26 protein-coding genes and 1 tRNA gene are annotated in these 22123 nt (G+C 70.5%); 14 read left to right on the top strand and 13 right to left on the bottom strand.

What is annotated here, in order from left to right; genetic code table 11:
• Nucleotides 1-364 precede the first annotated feature (364 nt).
• Nucleotides 365-745, top strand: a complete 381-nt coding sequence (locus tag ACA361_RS26155; protein ID WP_375015984.1) for a site-specific integrase — start codon at nucleotides 365-367, stop codon at nucleotides 743-745.
• A 155-nt stretch (nucleotides 746-900) separates the two neighbouring features.
• Nucleotides 901-1311: a hypothetical protein gene (locus ACA361_RS26150; protein WP_375015982.1), complete on the top strand. Its 411-nt coding sequence runs from the start codon at nucleotides 901-903 to the stop codon at nucleotides 1309-1311.
• 49 nt (nucleotides 1312-1360) lie between these two features.
• Here the strand turns inward: ACA361_RS26150 and ACA361_RS26145 are convergent, their stop codons facing one another.
• Nucleotides 1361-2308 carry an SDR family NAD(P)-dependent oxidoreductase gene (locus tag ACA361_RS26145; protein ID WP_375015980.1) on the bottom strand — a complete coding sequence of 316 codons (948 nt, stop codon included), beginning with the start codon at nucleotides 2306-2308 and terminating at the stop codon, nucleotides 1361-1363.
• A gap of 54 nt (nucleotides 2309-2362) precedes the next feature.
• Here ACA361_RS26145 and ACA361_RS26140 point away from each other — a divergent pair, with 54 nt between their 5' ends.
• The 4 genes from ACA361_RS26140 to ACA361_RS26125 all read left to right on the top strand — a co-directional run bounded on the left by ACA361_RS26140 (nucleotide 2363) and on the right by ACA361_RS26125 (nucleotide 7054).
• Nucleotides 2363-2779: a MerR family transcriptional regulator gene (locus ACA361_RS26140; RefSeq protein WP_375015978.1), complete on the top strand. Its 417-nt coding sequence runs from the start codon at nucleotides 2363-2365 to the stop codon at nucleotides 2777-2779.
• A 900-nt stretch (nucleotides 2780-3679) separates the two neighbouring features.
• Nucleotides 3680-3814: an IS3 family transposase gene (locus ACA361_RS26135; protein WP_375015976.1), complete on the top strand. Its 135-nt coding sequence runs from the start codon at nucleotides 3680-3682 to the stop codon at nucleotides 3812-3814.
• Nucleotides 3815-4064: 250 nt separating this feature from the next.
• Nucleotides 4065-4391, top strand: coding sequence for a hypothetical protein (locus tag ACA361_RS26130; protein WP_375015974.1), 327 nt, complete (start codon nucleotides 4065-4067; stop codon nucleotides 4389-4391).
• 167 nt (nucleotides 4392-4558) lie between these two features.
• A complete protein-coding gene (locus ACA361_RS26125) occupies nucleotides 4559-7054 on the top strand; it encodes a hypothetical protein (RefSeq protein WP_375015972.1) in 2496 nt (831 codons plus the stop codon).
• A gap of 699 nt (nucleotides 7055-7753) precedes the next feature.
• Here ACA361_RS26125 and ACA361_RS26120 read toward each other — a convergent pair.
• On the bottom strand, nucleotides 7754-7957 hold the full coding sequence (locus tag ACA361_RS26120; protein WP_131737330.1) for a cold-shock protein: 204 nt from the start codon (nucleotides 7955-7957) through the stop codon (nucleotides 7754-7756).
• 241 nt (nucleotides 7958-8198) lie between these two features.
• On the opposite strand from ACA361_RS26120, the gene ACA361_RS26115 reads away from it, so the two are divergent.
• The 3 genes from ACA361_RS26115 to ACA361_RS26105 all read left to right on the top strand — a co-directional run bounded on the left by ACA361_RS26115 (nucleotide 8199) and on the right by ACA361_RS26105 (nucleotide 9827).
• Entirely contained in the window at nucleotides 8199-8462 is a 264-nt protein-coding gene (locus ACA361_RS26115; RefSeq protein WP_375015970.1) for a Tn3 family transposase, read from the top strand.
• Between the two features lie 450 nt (nucleotides 8463-8912).
• On the top strand, nucleotides 8913-9110 hold the full coding sequence (locus ACA361_RS26110) for a hypothetical protein (protein WP_375015968.1): 198 nt from the start codon (nucleotides 8913-8915) through the stop codon (nucleotides 9108-9110).
• Nucleotides 9111-9452: 342 nt separating this feature from the next.
• On the top strand, nucleotides 9453-9827 hold the full coding sequence (locus tag ACA361_RS26105; RefSeq protein WP_375015966.1) for a VOC family protein: 375 nt from the start codon (nucleotides 9453-9455) through the stop codon (nucleotides 9825-9827).
• Nucleotides 9828-10053: 226 nt separating this feature from the next.
• Here the strand turns inward: ACA361_RS26105 and ACA361_RS26100 are convergent, their stop codons facing one another.
• The 3 genes from ACA361_RS26100 to ACA361_RS26090 all read right to left on the bottom strand — a co-directional run bounded on the left by ACA361_RS26100 (nucleotide 10054) and on the right by ACA361_RS26090 (nucleotide 11689).
• Entirely contained in the window at nucleotides 10054-10644 is a 591-nt protein-coding gene (locus ACA361_RS26100; protein ID WP_375015964.1) for an alpha/beta fold hydrolase, read from the bottom strand.
• 38 nt (nucleotides 10645-10682) lie between these two features.
• Nucleotides 10683-11120: a MarR family winged helix-turn-helix transcriptional regulator gene (locus ACA361_RS26095; RefSeq protein WP_375015962.1), complete on the bottom strand. Its 438-nt coding sequence runs from the start codon at nucleotides 11118-11120 to the stop codon at nucleotides 10683-10685.
• 161 nt (nucleotides 11121-11281) lie between these two features.
• Entirely contained in the window at nucleotides 11282-11689 is a 408-nt protein-coding gene (locus ACA361_RS26090; protein ID WP_375016000.1) for a nuclear transport factor 2 family protein, read from the bottom strand.
• A 233-nt stretch (nucleotides 11690-11922) separates the two neighbouring features.
• On the opposite strand from ACA361_RS26090, the gene ACA361_RS26085 reads away from it, so the two are divergent.
• Nucleotides 11923-12303 (top strand): MarR family winged helix-turn-helix transcriptional regulator, encoded by a 381-nt coding sequence (locus tag ACA361_RS26085; protein WP_375015961.1) that lies wholly within the window; start codon nucleotides 11923-11925, stop codon nucleotides 12301-12303.
• A gap of 226 nt (nucleotides 12304-12529) precedes the next feature.
• Here ACA361_RS26085 and ACA361_RS26080 read toward each other — a convergent pair whose 3' ends face one another.
• From ACA361_RS26080 to ACA361_RS26070, 3 genes are read right to left on the bottom strand one after another with little or no spacing between them, the layout of a single operon-like run.
• Nucleotides 12530-12814 (bottom strand): hypothetical protein, encoded by a 285-nt coding sequence (locus tag ACA361_RS26080; RefSeq protein ID WP_375015959.1) that lies wholly within the window; start codon nucleotides 12812-12814, stop codon nucleotides 12530-12532.
• A complete protein-coding gene (locus ACA361_RS26075; RefSeq protein WP_375015958.1) occupies nucleotides 12811-13104 on the bottom strand; it encodes a hypothetical protein in 294 nt (97 codons plus the stop codon). Before ACA361_RS26075 ends, ACA361_RS26080 begins: the two co-directional genes overlap by 4 nt.
• 12 nt (nucleotides 13105-13116) lie before the next feature.
• Entirely contained in the window at nucleotides 13117-13752 is a 636-nt protein-coding gene (locus ACA361_RS26070) for a TetR/AcrR family transcriptional regulator (RefSeq protein WP_375015956.1), read from the bottom strand.
• A 146-nt stretch (nucleotides 13753-13898) separates the two neighbouring features.
• Between ACA361_RS26070 and ACA361_RS26065 the strand changes: the two genes are divergently transcribed.
• Together ACA361_RS26065 and ACA361_RS26060 are read left to right on the top strand one after the other, a co-directional pair.
• Nucleotides 13899-14657, top strand: a complete 759-nt coding sequence (locus ACA361_RS26065; RefSeq protein ID WP_375015954.1) for an SDR family NAD(P)-dependent oxidoreductase — start codon at nucleotides 13899-13901, stop codon at nucleotides 14655-14657.
• Nucleotides 14654-14797: a hypothetical protein gene (locus tag ACA361_RS26060; RefSeq protein WP_375015952.1), complete on the top strand. Its 144-nt coding sequence runs from the start codon at nucleotides 14654-14656 to the stop codon at nucleotides 14795-14797. The genes ACA361_RS26065 and ACA361_RS26060 overlap by 4 nt, the downstream gene beginning before the upstream one ends.
• A gap of 340 nt (nucleotides 14798-15137) precedes the next feature.
• On the opposite strand, the gene ACA361_RS26055 is transcribed toward ACA361_RS26060, so the two are convergent.
• Nucleotides 15138-15464, bottom strand: a complete 327-nt coding sequence (locus ACA361_RS26055; RefSeq protein WP_375015950.1) for a putative quinol monooxygenase — start codon at nucleotides 15462-15464, stop codon at nucleotides 15138-15140.
• Between the two features lie 56 nt (nucleotides 15465-15520).
• Here ACA361_RS26055 and ACA361_RS26050 point away from each other — a divergent pair, with 56 nt between their 5' ends.
• The gene (locus ACA361_RS26050; RefSeq protein WP_185024528.1) at nucleotides 15521-15829 is read left to right on the top strand and encodes a helix-turn-helix transcriptional regulator; all 309 of its coding nucleotides are present in this window, start codon (nucleotides 15521-15523) and stop codon (nucleotides 15827-15829) included.
• A gap of 851 nt (nucleotides 15830-16680) precedes the next feature.
• Here ACA361_RS26050 and ACA361_RS26045 read toward each other — a convergent pair.
• Nucleotides 16681-16756, bottom strand: a tRNA-Lys gene (locus ACA361_RS26045).
• A gap of 79 nt (nucleotides 16757-16835) precedes the next feature.
• The gene (locus ACA361_RS26040) at nucleotides 16836-18104 is read right to left on the bottom strand and encodes a cytochrome P450 (RefSeq protein ID WP_375015948.1); all 1269 of its coding nucleotides are present in this window, start codon (nucleotides 18102-18104) and stop codon (nucleotides 16836-16838) included.
• A gap of 24 nt (nucleotides 18105-18128) precedes the next feature.
• On the opposite strand from ACA361_RS26040, the gene ACA361_RS26035 reads away from it, so the two are divergent.
• The gene (locus ACA361_RS26035) at nucleotides 18129-18542 is read left to right on the top strand and encodes a PaaI family thioesterase (protein WP_375015946.1); all 414 of its coding nucleotides are present in this window, start codon (nucleotides 18129-18131) and stop codon (nucleotides 18540-18542) included.
• 1 nt (nucleotide 18543) lies between these two features.
• On the opposite strand, the gene ACA361_RS26030 is transcribed toward ACA361_RS26035, so the two are convergent.
• Both ACA361_RS26030 and ACA361_RS26025 read right to left on the bottom strand, forming a co-directional pair.
• Complete coding sequence (locus ACA361_RS26030; RefSeq protein ID WP_375015944.1) at nucleotides 18544-19410, bottom strand: ADP-ribosylglycohydrolase family protein; 867 nt, start codon at nucleotides 19408-19410, stop codon at nucleotides 18544-18546.
• Between the two features lie 20 nt (nucleotides 19411-19430).
• Nucleotides 19431-22061, bottom strand: a complete 2631-nt coding sequence (locus tag ACA361_RS26025; RefSeq protein WP_375015943.1) for a LuxR C-terminal-related transcriptional regulator — start codon at nucleotides 22059-22061, stop codon at nucleotides 19431-19433.
• Nucleotides 22062-22123: the final 62 nt, after the last annotated feature.

Genomic DNA, 22123 nt, shown 5'->3' with positions numbered 1-22123 from the left:
GTCACCGCTAGGGTGGCCACGAGGTCTCCGGTGTTGTTCTTCTTGGTCGATGAACGCTCTACCGGAGACCTCACTGCGTCCGGCGCACGACACGCCGCCGCTCATCTCACTTCGAAACAGGCCCTAGTGCAGGCCCACCCTGGCCTGATGAGAAGAGCACAGAGTGCCGGTGGTGTACCGGCGATGCGGCTGCCAGAACCCCGACAGCGGACGTGCGATGGGTGGCAGGTGCCCGCGGTTGGCGGCCGAGCGCCGCCATGGCAGCTGGTGTCTGCGACTGGAACTGGGCACCGGGACCGACGGCCGCCGTCGCCGTGTCCGCCGGGGTGGTTTCCCGACCCGCAAGGCCGCGCAAGAGGCGTTGGTGCGGTTGCGTGGCCCGGCCGGGAGTACGCTGACGGTGGCCGAGTGGCTGCGGCGCTGGCTGGACGACCATCAGGGAGCGCCGTCCACGGTGGCCGGGTACACCGACCACGTCCGGCGGTACCTGGACCCGCTGCTGGGCCACCTGCTGCTGAAGGAACTATCGGTCGCGCACGTGGAAGAGATGTTCCACGTCATGGAGCGCTGGGACGGCGTGGCGCCGGCGACCTGGAACCGGCACCTGTCCGCGCTCGTCTCCTTCACCGCCTGGGCGCAGCGGCAGGAACTCCTGGCCGCCAACCCGGCGCGGCGGCTGACCCGCCGCAGTCGGCCCGCCGCGGTGACCGAGCGTTCCCGCGCGCCCGGCTGGACAAGCTGCTGACCGATGACGCGCACGGGCTGCGCGAGCGGGTGCGGTGGAGGATGCTGTACGCGACCGCCGCCCGCGCCCAAGAGATCCTCTCCCTCAACATCGAGGACCTCGACCTGGAGTTCCGCTGAGCCCGGGTCGTCTCCAAGGGCGGCGCGATCGAGTACGTGCACTGGGCCACCGGAACCGCCCGCCTCCTGCCCCGCCTCCTGAAGGGCCGCACTGCCGGGCCGGTCTTCCTGGCCGACCGCCGCGCCCCACCTGCGGCCCCCGCGCCCGCGGCCGCCGACATCTGCCCGACCACCGGCCGCCGTCGGCTGTCCTACCCGCGCTCCGAATACCTGTTCAAGACCGCCACCCGCGCCCTGGACCCACACGACAACGGATGGACCCTGCACCAGCTGCGCCATTCGGCGCTGCAGCACCTGGCGGCCGCCGGCCGCACCGCCGCCGAACTCCAGGCCAAATCCCGTCACGCCCACCTGGCCAGCCTCGGCGCCTACGTCCGCCTCGGCGAACACACCTCCGCCCGCGTCACCGCAGACACCGCCCCCGCCGCCCGCAGACGCCCCCGCTGACCGTCGGCCTTTCGGTCTCGCCTGCATAGCCACCGCGGCCCGCCGTCGGCTAGGAGAAGGCGTCCAATCGGGTGAGTTCGGCGGACAACTCCCAGAGCCGGGCCGCTTCGGCCGCGTCAACGGCCCAGGGCCTGACGCCCCCGATGAGCATATCGTCGGTGGTGGCGGGTTCGGCGATGTCACAGTCCTGGCAGTACAGGCCCCCGCGACCGTCGAGCAGGGGTGAGGTCGCCGCCCACACTGCGGTCGCGGCCCCCTGTGCAGGGGTCTTGAACCCCTCGGCCCGCTCGCCGTCTGGAGTGATCCACCCCTGTGCGATCTGTTCCTCTCGCGGGACGTGCCTTTGCAACGGGGTGAGGATGCTGCCCGGGTGCACCGCGAAGGCGCGTACGCCGTCGTCGGCTCCGAGTTCGTCCAGATGCAGAGCGAACAGAGCGTTCGCGGTCTTGGACTGAGCGTACGCCAGCCACCGGTCATAGCCATCCCGGAACTGGATGTCGTTCCACCTGATCGGGGAGAGGAAGTGCCCGGAAGAGGACACCGACACCACGCGCGCCCCTTCGGCCGACAGGGCCGGACGCAGACGGTTGACGAGCGCGAAGTGTCCCAGGTGGTTGACGGCGAAGTGCGCCTCCCACCCCTGCCCCACCCGTGTCTGCGGACAGGCCATGATCCCCGCGCCGTTGACGATGATGTCCAGTGTGCGGCCCGACTCCAGGAAGCGCTCCGCCAACACCCGGACGCTCTCCAGGTCCCCGAGATCGAGCTCATGGACTTCCGCGAGATCGCCCACGGCCTCCTTCGCCGGGCCGGGCCTCCTGGCGGGCACGTGCACGCGCGCTCCGGCCCCGGCGAGGGCACGCGTGGTCTCCAGCCCAAGACCCGAGTATCCGCCGGTGACCAACGCCGTCTTACCTGTGAGGTCGATCCCGTTGAGGACGTCGTATGCGGTGCTACCGGCTCCGAACCCAGAGTCGAGTTTGTGCTGTTGTTCCATGCGGCCGACCATAGGGGCTAGAGTTATCTCTAGGTCAAGCTATGCTGCCGGGCCATGAGCGGGCTTTCCATCGGACAGGTGTCAGAGGCGACCGGCCTGAGCGTGCACGCCCTGCGGTTCTTCGAGCACGAGGGCCTCTTCCTGAGGCCGATCCCCCGGTCCAGCGGCGGGCAGCGCGTGTACGAGGCGGCAGATGTCGAGTGGCTGCTGCTCTGCAACCGTCTTCGCGAATCGGGCATGTCGATCGCGACCCTCACACGCTTCGCCGAGCTCGTCCGTTCAGGCCCTGGGAACGAGCCTGAACGACTCGCGCTGCTCCGAGAGCACGAACGAACCGTCCACGCCAAGATCGCCGACCTCCGGAACTGCCTGGAGATCATCCACAGCAAGGTAGTCACCTACGAGGAGCACATCCGCGAAGGCACCGCCACCGGTCTGTGGTCCCCTACCCCCTCGGCCGGAGACGGCTGAAGGGGAACGGGCCAGAGCCCGTCAATGCCCCCTTCGGCAGGGGCGACCTCTCCCGGGAGGGAATCACCCTGGTCAGAACAGGCGATGGAGTGGTCCGAGCCGCCGGCAAAAGCTCACCCGCCCCACGATCCGCCGATCTGCGTCAGGTCAAGCGGGACAAAGTCGAGCAGACTAGTCCCGCCGAACCTGACGCGTCCCAGCTCATCTGCGTCAGCTACGACAGGTTGCAACACCCGAACGCTAATCAGCGGACCGGGATCGCAGATCAGCCAGCCACTTGGGCGTCTCGCCACGGCGCTCGCGCCACGCTGCCGACCGGCACCGCGGGCTGCAATAGGTGGCGTTGCTGCGCTTTTGCAGCGTGACCCACCACGTCCGCCCGCACACCGGGCACCAGGCACTGGGCCGCTGCGCCCGCGCCTCCCGGGCCGACGGTCCCCGGCCGACGACCCCCAGAGCGGTCAGCTCCTGCACCGCAGCGGCGTATTCCTCACCCGAGCGCTTCAGATCGCGCCACTGCTGCGACCGGCACGCCGCCCAGCAATACCGGCGCGATGACCGAGAGCCTTCCGGCAACGGCGACCCGCAGTTCGCACATCTCCGGACGTCCGCGCGACGACTCACATCCCTTGTTCGCCCGGGTTAGCGATCCGTCTTCCGCTGTTGCTCATCATGCTCGCGACTGTCGGCGGCCGACTGCGCCCGCTGGGAAACCCCGTCGCGGGGAGGTCGTTGCGCGTGCCGGCGTCTCCCTTCGGGCGCTGAGATGCGGTGGAGTGCTGGTTGTTGCCGCCTTGATCGGCGCGGTCCCGGGTGGGCCTCCTGGGCAGGCTTGTCCTGGTCGCCGCCACGAGCACGGTTGTTTGGTCTGATGTCCGCGGGAACCTTGCTCTGGCCGGGATGGCGCTGAGCGCCGATCGCGCCATCTTCGAGTACCTGGAGATCTTCCACAATCGCCGACGCCGCCACAGCGCACTGGGCATGCTCAGCCCCATCGAGTACGAAAGACTCCACACAGCCCGACAACTGGCATGAGATTCCGGTAACGCGACACCACGGAACCCGGGGTACATCAGACGCCACCAAAGCCGGGGCACATCAACCACTTCACCAAACCCGGTACGGCTCACCAGGTGTGACTTGCATCGATACGAGACGTGGTTTTGGGGAGCGCTGGTTGTCGTATTCGGACACGAGGCTGCTGATTTCAGCAGCGAGGGCGCGTGGTGTGGCAAGTTGCGGCCGTCCACGTTGTGTGATCTTGGCTGTGGTCGAGGATGTTGGTATGGCGGTTCGCGTGCGGGTTTGGGTCGGTGCCGTGGTGATGGTGGTGGCGCTGGTGGGGCTGGGTGTGCATCTGGCCGTGGTGGGGCTGGACAAGGCCGATAAGTGGGCGAGTGTGATCGGGGTGTTCGTCGCGCTGGCCGGGCTCGCGGCCGCGGTGTATGGGCTGGTCACCGGCCGCCACGACAACAGCGGGGGAGACGGCGGCGATGGCGAGACGCCGTCTGGCGGGGCGGTGGCGTCGGGGGAGCGGTCGATCGCGATCGGCGGTGACAACTCCGGGATCGTCTCGACCGGGGACGACTCGACCAACACCCCGTTGCGGTGAGCTGGCGGCGGGATCGGCGGTGCGTGCCGCCGTCGGGGCCCGATCGGCCTGCGGAGCCGGGAGAGCCGTCCGCCAGCGACGGCGGTGAGGAGCCGCCGCCTCAGATTGCCCCGACTGAGACGGCCCTGAATGAGGCGTCCAGCAACGAGGTGCCTGCGGTTGGATCGGTGAGCGCTGGTGCGGAGCGTTCGGCGTCGGTCGGACGCGACAACCGCGGCATCATCTCGACCGGGGACCGCTCGACCATCGTCCAGTACCAGATGGGCCCGCTGCCCGAGCGGGACGGGCCGCCGGTGGGGTTGGTGATCGATGAGCTGGATGAGCGGGACGCGCTGGCATTGGAGGTCCACCGGGCCTTCGAGGTCGAGGGCGTGCCTGCGGCGGCGGGAGAGGCTGCGGGTGCGGTGCTGCCGGTGTATCTGGAGCGGCCGGGTTTTGATGACCGGCTGCGCGGGGCGGTGGCGGCGGCCGAGCACGGTAGCCGGTTGGTGATGGTGGTCGGGGGTTCCTCGACGGGCAAGACGCGGGCGTGCTGGGAGGCGGTCCGGGCTGAGTTGCCGGACTGGCGCCTGTGGCATCCGCTGACGCCGGAGCGGCCGATGGCGGTGGTGGAGGCGGTGCGCCGCGACCGGGTGGCGGCGCGGTCGGTGATCTGGTTGAACGAGGCCCAGTTCTATCTGCAGGCCCCGCAGGTCGGTGAGCTGGTCGCGGCTGAGCTGCAGGCGCTGCTGGCCGATGGCGCCCGGGGGCCGGTACTGGTGCTGGGGTCGATGTGGCCGGAGTTCTGGCGGGTGCTGACCAGTACACCCGAACACGGGGCGGCCGCGGACCCGCACCGGGCCGCCCGATCTCTGCTCGCCCAGGGGACAGAGGTCACCTCCCCACCCAGCTTCACGCCAGGGCAGCTCACCGAGTTGGCCGAGGCCATCTCCGCCGATCCTCGGCTGGCCGTCGCCGCTGAACGCGCACCGGGCGGGCAACTCACCCAGGAACTGGCCGGCGCCCCTGAGTTGCTGCGCCGCTATCTGCAGGGTAGCCCCGCGGTTCGGGCGGTGCTGTGGGCGGCCATGGACGCCCGCCGCCTCGGCCACGGCCCCTACCTGCCCGAACCGCTGCTGCGCGATGCGGCGCCCGGCTATCTCGATGACCACACCTGGGACCAGGTCGGTGGCGCCGGCTGGTTCACCACCGCCTTGCAGGAGCTGACCGCCCTGCACCGGCGGCTCCCCGGTCCGCTGACCGGACGCCGGCCCCGTCCCGGCGAGCCGCCCGCGGCGGTCCCGTTGTACCGGCTGGCGGACTATCTGGAGCAACACGGCCGCGCCGAACGCGCCCAGCTGTGCCCCCCGGCAGCCTTCTGGGACGCCGCCGCCCACCACGCCCGCACTCCGGCAGACCAGTCAGTTCTTGGCAACGCGGCCCGAGACCGGGGCCGTTACCGCCATGCCGCCCTCCTGTACCGGCAGGCCGCCGACGCCGGGGACCTCGACGCGCTGCGGAACCTGGCGTACCGAAGGCAGGAGGCTGGGGATCGGCAGGGTGCCGAACGCCTCTACCGGCAAGGCGCCGACGCCGGCGACCCCTACGCGCTGTGGGCCCTTGCGGATCTGTGGGAGGAGGCCGGGGACCGGGAGGGCGCCGGACGCCTCTACCGGCAGGCCGCCGACGCCGGGCATCCCCGCGCGTGGTCGTACCTGGCCGAACTGCGGGAGGAGGCCGGGGATCGGGAGGGCGCCGAGCGCGCTGCCCAACAGGGCGCTGACGCCGGGGACCCCGACGCGCTGTGGAACCTGGCGTACCGACGGCGGGCGGCTGGGGATTGGCAGGGTGCCGAACGCCTCTACCGGCAGGCCGCCGACGCCGGAGCGCCCCGCGTGCTGATGGAGCTGGCGGACATGTGGGAGGAGGCTGAGGATCGTGAACGCGCCGAACGCCTCTACCGGCAGGCCGCCGACGCCGGAGAGTCCGACGCGCTGTGGGCTCTTGCGGATCTGTGGGAGGAGGTTGGGGATCGCGAACGCGCCGAACACTTCTACCGGCAGGCCGCCGACGCCGGGGACCCCGACGCGCTGTGGGCCCTGGCTCGGCTGTGGGAGGAGGAGCCGGGGGGTTGGGAGCGCGCCGAACGCCTCTACCGGCAGGGCGCTGACGCCGGGAACCCCGACGCGCTGTGGAACCTGGCTCGGCTGTGGGAGGAGGCTGGGGATCGCGAACGCGCCGAACGCCTCTACCGGCAGGGCGCCGACGCCGGGAACCCCGGCGGACTGTGGGCCCTGGCCGGGTGGCGGGAGGAGGCGGGCGACCGGGAGGGCGCCGAGTACCTGGCGCTCCGGGCTGCCGATGCCGGGCACATGGACGCCCTGCGGATCCTGGCCGGGTGGCGGGAGGAGGCGGGCGACCGGGAGGGCGCCGAGTACCTGGCGCTCCGGGCTGCCGATGCCGGGCACATGGACGCCCTGCGCGCCCTGGCCGGGTGGCGGCAGGGGGCGGGCGACCGGGAGGATGCCGAACGCCTGTACCGGCAGCTCGCCGACGCCGGGTACAGCGTGCTAGGGAACCTGGCTCAACTACGGGAGGAGGCCGGTGACCGGGAGGGCGGCAATCGGCTGCGGCGCTTCGGTTTGGATGCCGACGGGGAGATCGAGGAGCCCTGGGTGGTGTGAGCGGGCCGCCGTCGCGCCGTCCGGGAGCGTCTACGTTGCTGGACGCTGGAACGACCAGGTGCGATGCCGTCCAGAAACCCCACGAACGTGCCTAGCCACGGCTGCCGGAACGTCCTCGACCTTCGCGCAGCAGCCCAGACGCTGGTGGGACTTCAGCCATACAAGCAGTACCAGCAGATGATGCTCATCCTGCGTACGGCCACGCGCCCACTCGCTCTCCGTGTCGGTCAGCGTGAACGCCCCAGCCACCTCCCACGCCGCGTGTCTCCCACGGCATACCTCCAGACCTTCCGGCTCACCAAACCAGCCGCCTGAAAGAGGACGCAGTCCAATTCAGCCCAAGTCCCGACGGTCTGCGGCCGGGTTTCGACGCGGAGGTGCTGGAGCCCTTGGAGCATCGTGAGCCCGCCCCCCTCGCGGCGCTGTAGCGGACCACCGCGGGCATCCGAGCTGCGGGACCGGTGAGCTGGGTGGACGCGAGCGGCGCGGGCCGGTGTGACAGGTAATGCAGATTCTGTGTCACAGCTGCAACGGGCACCTACCGGAGGCCACCAGCTATGTGGCGGCGACTTCGGCGGTCAGGCTGATCCGAGCGGTCTTTCCCGAGTGCTGCGGCGTCCCCAGACGGGGATACGCGCGGACGGGCAGGGCCGCTTGCGCGGTCCTGCCCGTCGGTGGTGTGCTGCTGGTGCGCGTTGCTTAGAGCGCGCGGACCAGGTCGGCCTGCATGCCCTTGGGGCCGCGGATGGAGGTGAACTCCACCTTCTGGTCCTCCTCAAGGGTGCGGAAGCCGTCGCTGTCGATCACGGACTGGTGGACGAAGATGTCGGCAGTGCCGTCATCGGGGGCGATGAACCCGAACCCCTTGTCGGCGTTGAACCACTTCACGGTTCCCTGAGTCATGTGGGTGTCCTCTCATTGAGCGGCGGGCCACGCGGCCGCGTGGTCCGGGCTGCTGGCCGTACGCCCGTCTGGAGTGACCCCAAATGACGAAACGCCCGCCGGAAGAACTCCGCGGGCGTTTCCACGTTCGCAAAACTCGACTACAACCATTGATCTCGACCCTACACCAGATCAGCGGAATCCGCCGAGGTCAGCCCCCTCCGGCTTCCTTGGGGGGGTTCTGATCGAGGCGTTGCTGGAGGTGGGCGTTGATGCGCTGGGCTGGTGCCTAACACTGGTCACCAACGCCGTGGTCACCTGGACCACCGAGTACTACGGGCTGGCGGTGGAGGCGATGCGCCGGTCTGGGCGGCGCATCGACCAGGAGGTGTTGGCGCACATCTCCCCGGCGCACAGCGAGAACATCAACTTCTTCGGGTCCATCGACGTCGACATCGAGGGTGAGCTGGCCCAGCTCGGCCCCACCGGATACCGGCCGCTGCGGGTGCGCGACACGTTGTTCTGAGTCGCTGGATCGCCCGGCCTCGCCCGCCGGCGCCCAGGTATCCGGAGCAGATGGCGGTCGTCAGGGTCGGGGCGCGGTGGGCGGCAGGTTCCACCACCAGGCGATCGAGGGCACTGGCAGCGGGTCGGGGCTGGTGTCACTGGGACGAGCCGGTGCCAGTACGGGTGCCGCTGCCCGGGTAGTGGCGGGGGGTGAATCGGGCGGAAGTGGTGTCCTAGTGTGGGTGCCTTGGACGAGGTGGTCCAAACTGAGGTTCCGCACCGCCGAGGGCGAGGCGTTGGTACTCGACACGCACTTCTTCGTGGAAACCGCCTATACCGGGGGAGTGCTGAACCCGCTCAGCGACAAGGACCTCGACGCCTACCGGGCGCCCTACCCCACTCGCGAGAGCCGTCGCCCGCTGCTGAACTGGACCCGATCCCTGCCCCATCGACGGCGATCCCCGCCGACGTGACCGCCCGGATCGGCGCCTACGGCACCTGGCTGGCCGACAGCCACGACATTCCCAAACTCCTGCTCACCTTCGACTCCTCGCCCACCCTGCTCAGCACCCCGGAAGTCGCCGCCTGGTGCAAGGACAACATCGCAGGGCCTGCAGATCGAGCACTGCGGCCCAGCCGGCCACCACGCGACGGAAGACCAGCCTGAAGCGATCGCCACGGCGATCGCCACCTGGCTGGACCAGCAGAACCCCCGATAGCCTGCCTCGCCACGGACACGTCCGAGACTGCGGAGAATCGAGACGCACAAGGAGCCGTTCCCTGAAACGGCTGGACTGAGGTCGCCGGGATCCCGTCTGAGCATCGCGATCGGGCGGGATCCCGGCGTTCAGGAGTTTCCTCATCGGTAAGTCATCGCCGCAGAGTGAGAGAGGTGCTATCACTCCTCGGAGATCTGCTGCTGTTCGAAGTTCGAGGAGGTCGGGCCGGAGGTCGCAGATGCGCACTGGCAGTCTGTTCTGGTCAACCCGCACCTTGAGGAGCCTCGCCCATGCAGTCCGGTATCGCGGAGCTGTCCGCCGTCAGTCTCGACTGCTCCGAGCCGCTGGTGCTCGCCGAGTTCTACGCCGCACTGACCGGCGGGGAGATCACCCTTGACGGCCCGGAGGTGTCCGCGATCGTGTTGCCGGGCGGGACACAGGTCATCTTCCTGCGCGTTCCCGGCCACCTGCCGCCGACCTGGCCGGAAGGCGATCGGCCCCAGCAGTTGCACCTGGACTTCAACGTCGACGACCTGGACGAGGCCGAGCGCGCCATCCTGAAGCTCGGCGGCGGCAAGCCGGACTTCCAGCCGAACCCGGGCCGGTGGCGTGTCATGACCGATCCCGCCGGGCACCCGTTCTGCCTCTGCCCGCGCAGCCGCTGACCGCCGCGGAGGAGAGGAGCCGATTCGGCCCGTCCGCTGCTGCGCTAAGGACGAATCGTGAGAGCTCGAAATCATCAGGAAGCGACCGGGGAACCAACTTCAGACGAGGCTGCACACCAAGCGTCACCCTGTACACCAAGACCCCGCCAGAAGTGTTCTGGCGAAGCTTTTCACACCGCTACATCTTCACCAGCGATGACGCCGTCCTCCTCGACTTGAGTGGCCGTTAACATATCGCCCGTTCGCTTCGTCGGTTCATTCCGACCATCAGGCGATCGACGAGCAGGCCCACGGCTGGGCCGCCCGGTTGGGCCTGGGGTCCCCGAGGCTGCGCGAGCAGTTGCTGACGCATGGGTGCGGGCAGTTCGCCGCCCGGATCCTGCCGGGCGGCGACCGCCTCCGCCAGTACGGGACGCGGTGTGGGCGCGGGCTTGCTCGAGAGCTCGCTTGAGGCGATGGGGCGCACGATCGTCTCGAAAAAGGCCACGCCGCGCACCCGGTCGGGATTGCGGGTCGCCCAGTCGAAGGCGAGCGCGCCGCCCCAGTCGTGGCCGACGAGCACGATGTCGTCCAGGCCGAGGGCGTCGAAGAAGGCGTCCAGGTAGCGGGCGTGGTCGGCGAACCGGTGGTCGCCGACCGGCTTGCCCGAGCGGCCCATGCCGATGAGGTCGGGGGCGATCAGGCGTCCCGCTCCGACCAGCGGAAGGATCTTGCGCCACATGTGGGAGGAGGGGTTGCCGTGCAGGAAGACGACGGTGGCTCTGCTGCCGTGGTCTTCGTAGTGAATCGTCGAGTCGAGGACCTCGATGCTGGGCATGCCGGGCGTTTCCTCGTCTGAGCCGGGTCGAGGGGGTTTCAGTCGCCGGCCAGGACGGCGTTGGCCCGCTCCAGGACGGTGCCGAGGACACGGCCCGCGACAGCGAGGTCCTCAGCGGGCAGGTCGCCCCACAGTCCCTGGGTGATCGGACCGAGAGCGGCGCGGACCTGCGTCCACTGCTCCTGGCCGGCATCGCTGACCTGGACGTTGCCGTCACCGCCGTCGCGCAGGAGGCCCGCGGCGGTCAGCTCGGCGATGCGCTCGGCCGCCGATGCCTGGCTGAACTTGGTGGCCTTGCTGACCTTGTGGATGAGTTCGGCGTGGTCGATGGTCCCGCCGCTCACCACCGTCAGCGTGAGCGTCACCCACTGGGGCTCGGTGATGCCGGTCCCGTCGAGCTGACGCTCCAGGATCGCGTTGAGGGTCTTCTCGGTCTGGCCGATGAGCGCGGTGCCGAAGGGCAGGGTGGGGGCCATGACGAAGTCCAATCCGTTCAGAAGATAGAGATCTATTTCGCCGACATTTTCGGTAACCGGGCATGACTGGGGAGACGAAGCCGCTGACATCCCCGGGCAGAGATGGGGCCGCCGGGAGTGGGGGCCGGGGCCGCACGATGGCGCGCCCCGCCCCCCGGAGATCAGTTCTCGCGAGTCCAGAGGGGCGCGATCCGCTGCTCGCGGAATCGCCAGCCCGCCGGCGTCCGCACCAGGGCACCGGCCATCCGCAGGCCCCCCGTGAAATGGGGCGCCTGGCCGTCGCGGTAGTAGAACACGAGCGAGTACGCCGAGACGGCCGCCTGATCGCCGTCGATCTCCGCCAGCAGGTCGGTGGTCAGATGCTGGGCCCGCTGCCCCTCGATGTCACTGCGTCGCATGAAGTCGACGATCGCGTCGATGCCGTGGAGCACGCCCCCACGCGGCGAGTGCACCGCCACATCGTCGGCGAAGACGGTGGCAACGTCCTCCCATCGCTTCTCGTCGAGCAGGCGTGCGAAGCGGGCGAACAGGTCGGCGATCTCGATGCGGTCGGCGGTCACAGTATCCATGGACATGGTGTCCTCCCTCGTTCATCTGACTAACGTTCGTGTCTATAATGTTTCTGGCTCGAACGAACTTACATTGTTAGTACGACTAACGCAACAGGGATGGGATCAGCATCATGAGCAGCAGGGATGAAGCCGCGGACATGCCACACGATGGCGAGGCGAAGACGCCGGACAGACTGCGCCGACGGGCCAGTCGCCTGCTGTCAGGCATCACCGCGCAGTCGGACCGGCTGGTGAGCGAGGGGCTGGCCCAGGTCGACGCCCGCAAGTGGCACTACGCCGTGCTGGCCTCGTTGCAGGAGTACGGCCCGGGCAGCCAGGCGACGCTGAGCCGGCGCACCGGCATCTACCGCAGCGACATGGTCGGCGTCCTCAACGAACTGGCCGAACGCGAACTCGTCGAACGGACACCAGATCCCGGCGACCGCCGTCGCAACGTCATCACGATCACCGCCCAGGGCCGCCGGCACCTGCGCCGCCTCGACCGGATCCTCGACGACCTCCACGACGAGCTGCTCGCCCCGCTAACCTCCGCCGAACGCGACCAGCTCGTGCGGTTGCTCACCCGCCTACTGGACCACCACACGCAGGCGCCGGAGCCCCCGGCCCCCTAACATGGCGGCCCTGGTGCACTCCTCGCTGAGCTGCCTGCCGCACGCGGTGGCGCGGCTGGAGGAGCGCGGCTAGGACCAGCGCATGGCCTGCGGCTTGGCCCTGCGCACCAGTTCCGCCGCGCTGGGCCGGTCGCCGTCGTAGACGGGCTGGTGCGCTTGGACTGTCAGCAGCGGGCCCGGGGTGCCGCGCGGGCTGATTGCGTCGGCTTGTGCTAGGTGCTGCGTTTCAGGGGATGTCGGCGAGGCGAAGCTCGCGACCGGTGCGAGGGTCACGGAATCGGTAGCCGTTCCCGTCGGCGATGCTCTCGGCGTCGCCGAGAGCATCCAGTAGTCGACGCAGGCGCGGGTAGGGCGAGGCTGCGGTCTTGGCGCGCAGTTCGTCGAGCCGCATGATGTCGAAGACGTTGGCGGCCAGGTTGGCGGCCGCTGCCCGGAAGTCGTCCTGGAAGGCATCCAGGATCGGGCTGCGCCCTGCTTTGCGCTGGTCGGCGGGTAGCGGTCGGTAGGTCACCTGGTGATCGCCTCGGGGGACGCTGATCCGCGAGGTTCCCAGGCCGGTGGCAGTTGGCAGCGGGCACATGAGCGGCAGCGTGGCTTTCGCGTGTTGGGCACCTCCTTGTACTGCTGCAAGGTCGGGTCCAGGAACCGGCCCTTGTCCTCGTTGCCGTACAGGGTGCGTGAGCCGTTGCCTTCCAGTTCCAGGTTCACCGCTTCCACGCGTGAACTGATGCCGTACTCGGCCAGCGCGTAGTGCAGGTTTACGCAGGTGTCGACGCAGTGCGCGGCGGCCTGGTCGTCCATTCCAGCTTCGGATCAGGCTGGTCGATCGGAGGCATAGCGGGCGAGCGTGGTCTCTACCGCTTGCTCGACGGCGTAGCGGATGTCGGAGGCTGTGGGGTTCCAGTCGGTCAGCAGCATGCGGGGCCACAGGACGTAGTTGGCGATCATCCCGAGGAACTGGTTAGCGGCGCTCTCGGCGTCCGGAACGTCGGCGTTACCGGCCTCGTGCTCCGACTCCAGGTAGCGCTGGACAGAGGTGAAGTAGGGCAGCTTGCCGAGCTGGAACTGCATCCGTCCCAGTTCGGGGAAGCGAGGCAGCTCGGCGATGACGATGCGGAACAGGGCTGTCATGCCGGGCCGGCCGATCAGGTCGGCGTAGCGGTGGCCGATGGAGGTCAGGCCGGAACGCAGATCTCCGGCCTGAGGTCGCGCGACGGCGCCGGTGGCGTCACGCTGCCATGACTCGGTGACGATGGCCTCGAAGAGGGCTGCCTTGGTGGGGAACTGCTTGAACAAGGTGGACTTCGAGACTGCCGCCCCTTCGGCGATGCGCGCGAGGGACGTGCCGTCGTAACCGTGGTTCAGGAAGAGGTCCGTGGCCGCGGAGATGATCGCCTCACGCTTTTGCTGGGCGAGACGGCGGTGGTGTGCGGAGAGCTCTGCTGCCATGCGTGCAGTATGCCCCAGATCCGAGGCGAGTCACTTGACTCGCATCTTTGGGCTGCCTACGCTGCAATGGAAAGGCGAGTCGAACGACTCGCATCCGATGACGGTGCCCGATGTCTCTCTGGTGCCGTGTGATGAGGGAGTAGCGGATGACAGCCGACAGGATCGCTTTGGTCACCGGTGCGAACCGTGGTCTGGGCCGGAGTACGGTTCTTGCGCTGGCGGCGCGCGGGGTGCGGGTCGTGGTCACTCATCGCGGTGATGTGGCCGGGGCCGAGGGGACGGCGCAGCACGTGCACGCTGCGGGTGGGACCGCCGCTGTCGTGCGTCTCGACATCAGCGACGTCTCCTCTTTCGGAGCCTTCACTTCCGAGCTGAGCGGACTACTTGAGCGCTGGGGGGCTTCGCGGCTCGATATCGTGGTCAACAACGCGGGGGTGGGTGTCTTCGGCCCTCTGGAAGCTGTCACGACCGACGACTTCGACACGGTGTTCGGCACGAACGTGCGGGGCACGTTCTTCCTCATCCAGTCACTTGTGCCGATGCTGGCGAAAGGCGCCCGCGTCATCAACGTCTCGTCGTCGTTGACTCGCCACACCAGTCCCGCCACCTCGGTCTACTCCGCCTCGAAGGCCGCCGTCGAGGCCCTGAGCCGCACTCTGGCCGCAGAACTCGGCCCCCGAGGTATCCAGGTCAACTCCATTGCCCCGGGGCCGACCGCCACCGACTTCAACGGCGGTGCCATGCGGGATGACGCCGGTATGCGCCAGGGTCTGGCCGGGCAGACCGCGCTTGGCCGCGTCGGCGAACCCGAGGAGATCGGCGACGCCATCGCCACACTGGCGTCCGACGGCCTGCGCTGGATGACCGCCCAGCGCATCGAGGTCTCCGGCGGCGCCCTCCTGTGACCGACCGGGCGAGTCTGTCCCGAGCCACAGGCAACGGCGCGCTGGCTGACCTGCCCGACCAGAAGGACTGGCGAATCAATCCCGGTGCCGACTACGGGCCGCTGACCACCTTCGCCCGGGGGAAGATCAACCTGCGGTAGGACGGGCTGCCCTGGACGCCGCTCAGCAGATCCGGGCGCGATGGATCCCGGACGCGAACGCTCCTCCGTCTTAGCCGGGCTCCTGTGAATGTGAGGTAGTGACGAAATGCCGTGACCAGTAGTAGGACAAGGTCCCGTCACTCTCGAAACCCGCGCCAGCAAGGATCACTTTCCGCGCCGATGGGTGTCGGCGGTGATTCCGGACAACTGCCGGTTGGCGCCGTGATCGAGCGAACCGGGTCCGCCACTCGTGAGCGGCGGACCCACCATCGACATGCGGGGTCGCCGACCAGGTGAGCATCGGGTCTGGCGAAGCCGTGGCACCCGCTCAGGGGCTTTCTCAGGCGGTGACGCTGAGCGGGGTCAGCCAGTGGATTTCCAGGTCTTCGCGCAGGTACTCCAGGCGGCGCTGCTGGAAGTCGGCGAGTTCGGGGCGTGCGAGGTGGGCCCGCAGGTCGTCGGCCGATCGCCACAGCTCGTAGAACACCAGCGTGCTCGGGTCGGCCGCGTCGCGGTGGACCTGGTACTGCAGGGAACCCGGCTCGTCCCGGGTGGGTTCGACGAACGACAGCAGCAACCGTTCCAGTTCCTCGGCCCGTTCGGGCTTGGGTCGGGCGAAGCCGTAGATGCCGACGGGGCCGCCGGTCTGAGGTATGACGATTTCCATACCTTGGACGTTAGCGGGACGGCAAGGTACGATGCAAACCGTACCTAGGGGGTGGCATGGATCTCGGGAAGGTGTTCGCCGCGCTGGCCGACGACTCGCGACGGCGGGTCGTGGCCGAGCTCGCGGCCGACCCCGGCGGCGGCGAACGCGCCTGCGGCTCGTTCACCCTGCCGGTGAAGAAAGCCACGCGGACACACCACTTCCGCGTGCTGCGCGAGGCCGGACTGATCGTCCAACGCGACCACGGCAACGGCAGCGCCGTCTCGCTGCCCCGGGCCGACATCGACGAGCACCTGCCCGGCCTGCTGACACTCCTGGTCGAGGAACTGACCGCCGGCGACCCGACGGAACGGAACAGGGCCTGAGCCCGGCCGCGATCCCCGCTCCCCCTGAAAGCACGGAAGCCTCCCCCTTGTCGCCTGGGCTCATTACGTCCGACCGCAGCCTCAACACGCCCAGACCCACGGGCTGCAATAGGTGGCGTTGCTGCGCTTTTGCAGCGTGACCCACCACGTCCGCCCGCACACCGGGCACCAGGCACTGGGCCGCTGCGCCCGCGCCTCCCGGGCCGACGGTCCCCGGCCGACGACCCCCAGAGCGGTCAGCTCCTGCACCGCAGCGGCGTATTCCTCACCCGAGCGCTTCAGATCGCGCCACTGCTGCGACCGGCACGCCGCCCAGCAATACCGGCGCGATGACCGAGAGCCTTCCGGCAACGGCGACCCGCAGTTCGCACATCTCCGGACGTCCGCGCGACGACTCACATCCCTTGTTCGCCCGGGTTAGCGATCCGTCTTCCGCTGTTGCTCATCATGCTCGCGACTGTCGGCGGCCGACTGCGCCCGCTGGGAAACCCGTCGCGGGGAGGTCGTTGCGCGTGCCGGCGTCTCTCTTCGGGCGCTGAGATGTGGTGGAGTGCTGGTGAAGCGCCAGGTAGACCTGGCTTCGCCAGACCGTTTTGCTCAGGGTGAGGCCCCTCGGTGGCCTTGCCTGGCTTGCTGGGCGACGGCGTTGTGCAGGGCGCCCCGCGCAGGGTTCGCTGCGGCGACCCCGGACCGGCGGCGGTGGCCTGCGTAGCGGTGTGCTGGTGCCGGCGGGGGTCATGATCGTCCCCGGTTTGGCCCCGCGAGCCAACATCGAGCCAACATGGGAACGAAGTGGGGCGAAACCGGCGAGGGGCATACCGGGGCGAACTTGCGTTTGTGCAGGTCAGGCGTGGTGGGTCGCGTGGGACTCGAACCCACAACCTACGGATTAAAAGTCCGGAGCTCTGCCAATTGAGCTAGCGACCCGCACGGTAAGGGTATCGAGATCGTCCAGTGGTTCGCATCGGGGTTGTTGGCGATCTTCGGGCGGGTGGGCGTGGCGGGGTCAGTGGAGGGAGATGGGGAGGTGTTTGAGGCCGTTCTGGAAGTTGGAGGCCAGGCGGGTCTCGGGGCCGGTGCGGCGGATTCGCAGGGGGAGCAGTTCGCGGAACAGGGCGCGCATCTGGACGCGGGCCAGGTGGGCGCCCAGGCAGAAGTGCGGGCCGAAGCCGAAGCTGACGTGGTCGTTCGGCGTGCGGGTGATGTCGAAGTCGTCGGGGGACGGGAAGACGGACTCGTCGCGGTTGGCTGAGGCGTGGTAGACGACCACCTTGTCGCCGCGTTCGATGTGCTGGGAGCCGAGGGTGAGGTCGCGGGTCGCGGTACGGCGGAAGTCCATGACCGGGGGCCAGTAGCGGAGCATCTCCTCGACCGCGCTGGGCAGGAGGTCCGGGTTCTCCTGGAGTTTGCGGAGCTGGGACGGGTGTTCGAGCAGGGTGAGGAGGCCGCCGGGGATGCCGTTGCGGAGGGTCTCGTTCCCGGCGACGGCGAAGAGGAAGAACATGTTCTCGAACTCGGCGGGGCTGAGGCCGCCCGCGAGCATGCGGGACATGATGTCGTTCCCGGGTTCCTTGCGGGACGCGAGGGCGTGGGCGTACGCGAACATGTCGCTCAGGGCGGCCCGGGAACGGGGGTTCATGGGACGGCCGTCGGGGCGGTTCGGGTGCGGGCGGGACCGGACGGCGGCGCGGCCCATGGGGGTCAGCGAGTCCAGGTCGGCGGTCGAGAGGCCGGCGTACTCGGCGTCCTGGTAGCCGATCACCCGGGAGGCCCAGTCGTACAGGAGGCGGCGGTCCTCGTCGGGGACGCCCATGATCTGCGCGAGCGTCCAGACGGGCAGGTCGGCGGCCAGTTCGACGAAGTCGAGTTCGGTGCCGCGGGCGGCGGTGACGAGGGCGCGGGCGCGGTCCTCGATGGTGGATTCGAGGGCCCGGACGGCGCGCGGGGTGAACGCGGCGGCGACGATGCGGCGCAGCCGGGAGTGTCCCGGCGGGTCCTGGTTGAGCATCATCGCGCGGACGAAGTCCAGGTCCTCCGGCGTGTCGGGGTCGCGGATCTGGGTGGCGCCGAGGTGGGAGGAGAACAGGTCCGGGGACCGCAGGACGTGCTTGACGTCGGCGTGCCGGAGGACGGCCCAGTAGCCGGGGCCGGCGGGCCAGGGGCCGACGGCGGGTTCGGGGACGCGGCATACGGGAGCTTCGGCGCGGAGGCGGCGGAACGTCTCGTACGGGACGCCCGCCGCGTAGGTGCCGGGCAGGAAGATCTCCTCACGCATGCCTTCAGCGTGCATCATGGCGGGGTGACGGTGAAGCCCGCGGACGGCGATGACATCCTGCGCGAGAATTTCGCGCCCTGGGTCCGGGACCTGGGACTGAAGGTCGAGGACGTGGGGGAGCGGCGCGCGGTGCTGCGGCTGCCCTGGTCGGAGCGGCTGGCCCGGGAGGGCGGCGGGCTGTCCGGGCAGGCGCTGATGGCGGCCGCCGACACGGCGACGGTGATCGCGGTGTCGGGGGCGCGGGGCGGGTTCGTGCCGATGACCACGGTGCAGCAGAACACGACGTTCCAGCGCCCGGTGGCCGGCCGGGACGTGCTGGTCGAGGTGGTGATCACGAAGCTGGGGCGGACGCTGGCGTTCGCCGACGTGACGATGACCGCCGACGGGGAGGACGAGCCGGCGGCCCGCGCCTCCACCGTGTACGCGATCCTGGGCTGAGTCAGCCTCCGATGAAGCCGGGCAGCGGTTCGCACGCCTCCAGCCAGGCGGGCGGGAGGCCCGGCGTTCCGGTACGGGCGGCGACGATGCCCCCGACGATCGCGCACGTCGTGTCGATGTCGCCGCCCGCGGCCGCGGTGGTCCAGAAGGCGCGCTCGTAGTCGTCCAGGTGGCGGGCGGCGGCCCAGATCGTGAACGGGACCGTGTCGTGCGCGGCGACCTGCCGCCCGTTGCCGAGGACGGAGGCGGCGAGGACGGGGTCCCGGACCGTCAGGAGCCGGCGCGCCTCCCTGATGCCGTCGTGGACGCTGCCGGACGGGACGTGCCGGAGGATCGTGTCGATGAAGGCGCCGGGGGTCGGCTGTTCACAGGCGGCGGCTACTGCGACGGCCACCGCGCCCGCTACTGCCTCGGGGTGCGGGTGGGTGACGGTGGCTGATAGTTCCGCTTCCCGGGCGGCCGTTCCGGTGTCGCCGGCGTACCAGGCCCCAAGGGGCGCGACGCGCATTGCGGCGCCGTTCCCCCAGGAGCCCTGCCCGCCGAACGGTTCGCGCGCCAGGACGCGCCAGTCGCCGCCCTCCCTGATCAGGCGCAGCAGCCGGTTGGTGGACGGCCCGTAGCCGCGGTCGAAGTCGTGGTGTTCGGCGAAGCTCGCGGCGAGCGCGTCCTGGTCGATACCCCCGTGGCGGGACAGTACGTGCAGCACCGAACTCGCCATCTCGGTGTCGTCCGTCCACTCCCAGGGAGGGGGCGGGACGGTCTGTGCGTCATAGGCGGAACGGTTGGCGGGGACGAAGAACTGCGATCCGAGGGCGTCTCCGAGCGCGAGCCCCAGCAGCGAGGCATGGGCGCGGTCATAGGCGGTCATCGCCGACCATTCTGGCCCGTTCAGCCGGTGGCCGCCGGTTCCAGGCTCGCGCGCAGGCGGGTGAGCTCCTTGCGGGAGGAGACGCCGAGCTTCGGGTACGCCTTGTACAGGTGGTACTCGACCGTCCGCGGGCTGAGGAAGAGCTGGGCGGCGATCTCGCGGCTGCTGTTCCCGCCGGCCGCGAGCCGGACGACCTGCCGTTCCTGCGGGGTGAGGCGGTCGAGCAGGTCGGGCGCCGCGGCCTCGGCGTGGTCGGCGGCGTCCCCCGTCGCGCGCAGTTCGGCGCGCGCCCGGTCCGCCCAGGGCTCCGCCCGGAGCCGCTCGAACGCCTCCAGAGCCGAACGCAGCGGTACGCGCGCGTCGGAACGCCGCCGCGCCCGCCGAAGCCACTCGCCGTACAGCAGTTCCGTCCGCGCCTTCTCGAAAGGGCGTCCGGTGCGGTCGTGCAGGGCGAGCGCGTCCGTGAACGGCTTCTCGGCGTCGTTCAGCAGCGCCTGCGAACGCGACGCGACGGCCAGCGCCCATGGCTGCCGCCCGGCCTCGGCCCATGCGGCGAACGTTTCGTACGCCTCCTGCGCGCGCTCCCCGGATCCGGCCCGTACGGCGGCCTCGACCAGGTCGGCTGCGGAGATCATGACGTCGGCGGTGTGCCGGTGCGGGCCGCGCACGACCTCCTCCAGGCGGCGTACGGCGTCGTCGTACCGGCCCTGGCCCAGGTCGAGCAGCCCGAGCGAGCCGCCGTCCGCGGCCGCGACCGAGCGCCCGTCGCCCTCGATGGCCGCGATCCGCGACAGGACGTCCGCGAGGCGTTCGGCGCGCCGCTCGAAGCCGGTGTCGCGGGCGAGCCCGGTCGCCTCGGCGACGGTCGCCCGCGCGTCCTGGTGCAGTCCGGCGGCGATCTGCGCCTGGGCGAGCAGCTGCAGGACGTTCGGCAGCGCGCCGATGAGGCCCTGCCGGCGGCAGTGGGCGGCCTCGGCGGTGGCGAGGTCGAGGGCGGCCGCGTCGGCGCCGACGATGAGGGCGGCGAGGACGGCCTGGACGGCCTCGATCCGGTCTCCGGTCCGGCCGGGGGGCTCGGCCGCGAGATCCGCCAGCAGCGGCAGGCCGCGCCCGTAGTCGCCCTCGATCAGCCGGGCCATGCCCTGCACGGCCCGGTCGGCGGCGGGGAGCAGCCCGGCGGCCCGGCACAGCACGGGCGACTCGCCGGCCATCCAGGCGTAGGCCGCGGCGGTCCGCAGCAGCGCCTCCCGGTCCGCGCCGTCCATGCGTTCGGCCTGGTCGGCGAGCATCCGCGCGGCGGCGCGCGGGTCGCCGCGCTCGAACTCGACGGTCGCCCGCAGCCGCGCCAGCACGGCGTGCCCGGCCGGGTCGTCGGTGATCCGCTCGGCGGCCGCGGCGAGGTCCTCGGCGCCGCGGGTCTCGCCCGCCTGGAGCATCGCGGCCGCCGCGGTGGCCAGCCGGCGGGCCCGGTCGACGCGCTCGGGGGTCAGCTCGGCGGCCTGCTGGTAGAGCCGCGCGGCGATGCAGTACCCGGTACGGTCGCGCGCCCGTTCCGCCGACGCCTCCAGGTCGGCCGCGACGCTCTCGTCGGGCGCGACCGCCGCGGACGCGCGGTGCCGCACGGTGCAGTCGAGGTCGGTGGAGGTGTCCGCCAGCGCCCGGTGCACCTCCAGGCGCCGGGCGGCGGTGGCGCCCTGGTAGACGGCGGCGCTGATCAGCGGGTGCCGGAACCGGTACGCGGGCGGCGCCACCTCCATCAGCCCGGCCCGTTCCGCGGGCTCCAGGTCGGCGAGGTCGGCGCCGAGCGCGCGGGCGGCGCCGAGCGTGCTGGGCAGGTGGCCGCGCCCCTCGGCGGCGGCGATCAGCATCACCAGCCGGGTCCGTTCCGGGAGCCGCTCGATCTGCTCGCGGAACGCGGCGGTGACCCGGTCGGCGAGCGGCAGCGGCGCGGTCGCGGGGCCGTGCCCGTTCCAGGCGGCCCCCAGCTCGATCAGCGCCAGCGGGTTGCCCGCCGACTCCTTGACGATCTGCTCGCGCAGCAGGGCCGGGACGCCGTCGTGGTCGCGCAGCAGCCGCACGGCGTCCCGGTGGCCGAGCCGGCGCGGCCGCAGCTCCTCCAGGCCGCCGCCGTCGAAGCCCTCGTCCCGGGCGGCGAACAGCATCACCACGCCCTCGGCCGCCAGCCGCCGCGCCGCGAACAGCAGCGCCTCGGCGGTCGCGGTGTCGAGCCACTGCGCGTCGTCGACGAGGCAGAGCAGCGGGCCGTCCTCGGCGAGGTCGGCGAGCAGGGTCAGCACGGCGAGCCCGGCGAGGAAGCGGTCGGCGCCGCCGGCCGCCGGGACGTCGAGGCCGAGCGCGCCGCGCAGCACGGCGGCCTGCGGCCCGGGCAGGGCGTCCAGCCGGTCCCGTACGGGCCACAGCAGCTGGTTGAGGCCCGCGAACGCGATCGTCGCCTCGGCCTCGAAGCCGGTGGCCCGCAGCAGCCGGCCGTCGCCCGCGGCGGCGGCCTGCCCGGCGGCCCACTCCAGCAGCGTGGACTTCCCGATGCCGGTCTCGCCGCGGATCACCGCGGCATGGCTGCGCCGGTGGTCGCGCGCGTCCGCGATCAGCCGCGCGATCCGCGCCTGTTCCTCTTCCCGCCCGTAGAGCACCCCTCAAAACTACGGTGCCCGGTACCGAAACCTTACGGATTCGCCCCGTACCCGCACGCTCC

It is taken from the genome of Actinomadura sp. 21ATH, assembly GCF_041951345.1.
Taxonomy (GTDB): domain Bacteria; phylum Actinomycetota; class Actinomycetes; order Streptosporangiales; family Streptosporangiaceae; genus Spirillospora.
This window is presented reverse-complemented; position numbering and strand designations above follow the sequence as displayed.